General features: G+C 70.7%; 4 protein-coding genes. 1 reads left to right on the top strand and 3 read right to left on the bottom strand.

The window, feature by feature from the left end; all coding sequences use genetic code 11:
• Positions 1 to 450, top strand: a 450-nt coding sequence (locus DW296_RS00655) for a M23 family metallopeptidase (protein WP_136050652.1), incomplete at its 5' end; no start/stop codon positions are given.
• A 94-nt stretch (positions 451 to 544) separates the two neighbouring features.
• On the opposite strand, the gene DW296_RS00650 is transcribed toward DW296_RS00655, so the two are convergent.
• From DW296_RS00650 to DW296_RS00640, 3 genes are all read right to left on the bottom strand, one after another.
• Complete coding sequence (locus DW296_RS00650; RefSeq protein WP_136050651.1) at positions 545 to 1705, bottom strand: flagellar hook protein FlgE; 1161 nt, start codon at positions 1703 to 1705, stop codon at positions 545 to 547.
• 25 nt (positions 1706 to 1730) lie between these two features.
• Positions 1731 to 2189, bottom strand: a complete 459-nt coding sequence (locus DW296_RS00645; RefSeq protein ID WP_136050650.1) for a flagellar hook assembly protein FlgD — start codon at positions 2187 to 2189, stop codon at positions 1731 to 1733.
• A 14-nt stretch (positions 2190 to 2203) separates the two neighbouring features.
• Positions 2204 to 2686, bottom strand: a 483-nt coding sequence (locus DW296_RS00640) for a flagellar hook-length control protein FliK (RefSeq protein ID WP_136050649.1), incomplete at its 5' end; no start/stop codon positions are given.

Here is a 2686-nt window from a genome sequence, read left to right as displayed (position 1 = left end):
GGCGGCGGCGGTGGCGGCGGCTCGGCCGGCAGCGGCGGATGGGTACGCCCGCACGGCGGCGCACGCAGTTCGAGCTACGGGCCGCGCACCCCCATCTGCGGTCCTCGGGGATGTTCGTCGAGCTTCCACTACGGTGCGGATCTCGCCAACGGCTGCGGTGCCGCGATCTATGCCGCCAACTCCGGCACGGTCGACTACGCGGGACCGAACGGGAACTACGGTAACTACATCCGCATCCAGCACGGCGGCGGCATCAGTACCGGGTACGCCCACATCAAGCCGGGCGGCATCAACGTGCGCAGCGGCCAGTGGGTGCGGGCGGGTCAGGTCATCGCGTATGCCGGCGACACCGGCCGCTCGTTCGGCTGCCACCTGCACTTCGAGGTCTACATCAACGGCGGGTACACGAACCCCGTGCGCTTCATGGAGCAGCGCGGCATCTACGTCTGACCCTGCCGAAACCCCGTGTTATCACCGAGGCCCCGCCGTATCCATGTGAATACGGCGGGGCCTCGGCGGGAAGACGGGGTCTCGCGGGAAGGGGTCAGCGCTTGAGGTTCGTGAGCTCCTGGAGCACCTCGTCGCTCGTGGTGATGATGCGGGCGTTCGCCTGGAAACCGCGCTGCGCGACGATGAGGTTCGTGAACTCCTGCGAGAGGTCGACGTTCGACATCTCGAGCGCGCCGCTGATGATGCCGCCGAGGCCGCCGGTGCCGGGCTGTCCGAGCTCGGCCTGACCGGAGTTGCCGCTCGGGCGGAACTGCGAGGATCCCACCTTCTCAAGGCCTCCGGGGTTCACGAACCCGGCCAGCGCGATGCGCGCCAGCACCTGGGTGTCGCCGTTGCTGAACGTGCCGACGAGGCTGCCGTCGTTGGTCAGGGCGTAGGAGCTCAGCGTGCCGGCCGGCTTGCCGTTCTGCTCCTTGATGGCGATGTCGCTGACGTCGGCGAAGCCGGTCACACCGGAGAGGTCGACGGTGACGCCGCCGGACACGATGCTCCCCGCGCCGTTCTGCACGCCGTCGGTGAAGGTCAGCGTGGAGCGGGCGCCCGCGGGGTCGGTGACGTCCCATCCCGTCGCGGTGCGCGTGAAGGTGAGCCGCAGGGTGGAGGCGGAGCCGTCCGTGCCGTACGTCTTGATGTCGCGCACGAGCGTCTCCCCGACCGCGGCCCCCGAGGGCAGGTTGCCGGTGGCCCGTGCCGTGGTGGTGGCGGCGGCGGGGCTGAGGGCGCCCACCGGGAGGGTGATGTCGCCGATGCCCTGACCGGGGACGATCGCGCCGTTGCGCGCGGTCCAGCCCTGGACGAGGGCTCCGCCGGCCCCGACGAGACGGCCGCTCGCATCGAACGTGAAGCCGCCGTTGCGGGTGTACAGCGTCTCGCCGCCGGAGCGGACGACGAAGAAGCCGTCGCCCGAGATCATCAGGTCGGTGGGCACGCCGGTCGGCTGCGGGGCGCCTCCGGCGAAGTTGGTGCTGATGCCGGCGACCTGCACACCCAGCCCGACCTGGGCGGGGTTCTGTCCGCCCGTCGCCTGCTGCGGCAGCATCGAGTTCCGCAGGAGCTGCGAGAGGGAGTCCTGGAACTGCACGGAGGACGCCTTGAAGCCGGTTGTGTTGACGTTGGCGATGTTGTTGCCCGTGACGTCGAGCATGGTCTGGTGCGAGCGGAGTCCGGAGATTCCGGAGAACAGTGAACGGAGCATGGTGGTGCCTTTCTGGGGAGCGGGGTCAGGCAGCGGTGCCGGGGACGAGGGAGACGCCGGAGACGGCGTCGAGGGGGATCGACTTCTCGCCGATGGTCACGGTCGGGATGGCTCCCGCGTAGGAGACCGCGGTGACGATGCCCTTCTGGGTGACGCCGTCGGCATCGACGTACTGCGCCTCCTGCCCGAGGAGGGCGGCGGCGGTCTGACGCATGCTGAGGGCGAAGCTCTCGGTGCTGGTCGAGGCGAGCGCCGTCAGCTGCTCCATGGAGGCCAGCTGCGTGGTCTGCGAGATCATCTCGTTCGTGTTCATCGGAGAACTCGGATCCTGGTTGGTGAGCTGGGTCACGAGCAGCTTGAGGAAGACCTCGGAGTCGAGGGTCTTCTTGCGCTCGGTCGCCGGTGTCGTGCTGCCGGTCTGCACACCGGACGTCGGTGTGGCCCCCGGGGGGAGGGTGCCGGTGATGGAGTCGACCGTGGTCATGGAGTCCTCTCTGGTCAGGCGTAGACGTCGATGCCGCCGAGCGGAGCGACGGGCGGTGCGGTCGGGGGCGGGGCAGCGGTCGATGTCGAGGCCGGGGGACGGGGGACGGGCTGCGGGCGCGGGCGGTCCTGGTCACCGTCCCCGGTCTGGCCGTGTGTCGTCGCGCCGTGCTGGGGAGAGGAGGACGAGCCGTCCCCGGTGCTGAGGCTGAGGGTGGCATGCGGCGCGGCGACCGCGAGGTCCCGGCGGAGATCGACGAGGAGAGCGCGGAGGGCGTCCCTGCCGATCTCGCTCGGGGCCTGCAGCTCGATGCGGAGGGTGGAGCCGGCGATGTAGGCCCGCACGGTGACGGGACCGAGGTTCTCCGGCGAGACGGTGAGCGTGATCCGGTGGTCGCCGTCGGGGGCCTGGGCCAACGACAGCACCGGGGCTGCCACCTGGGGGAGCAGGGCCGCGCGGACCGGCGCGGGGACGGCGCTCGGGGGCGCGACCGGAGC

It is taken from the genome of Microbacterium sp. K36, from assembly GCF_004794355.1.
GTDB classification, from domain to species: Bacteria; Actinomycetota; Actinomycetes; order Actinomycetales; family Microbacteriaceae; genus Microbacterium; species Microbacterium paraoxydans_D.
Note: the sequence above shows the minus strand (reverse complement) of the source record. Positions and strands in the feature narration are given on the sequence as shown.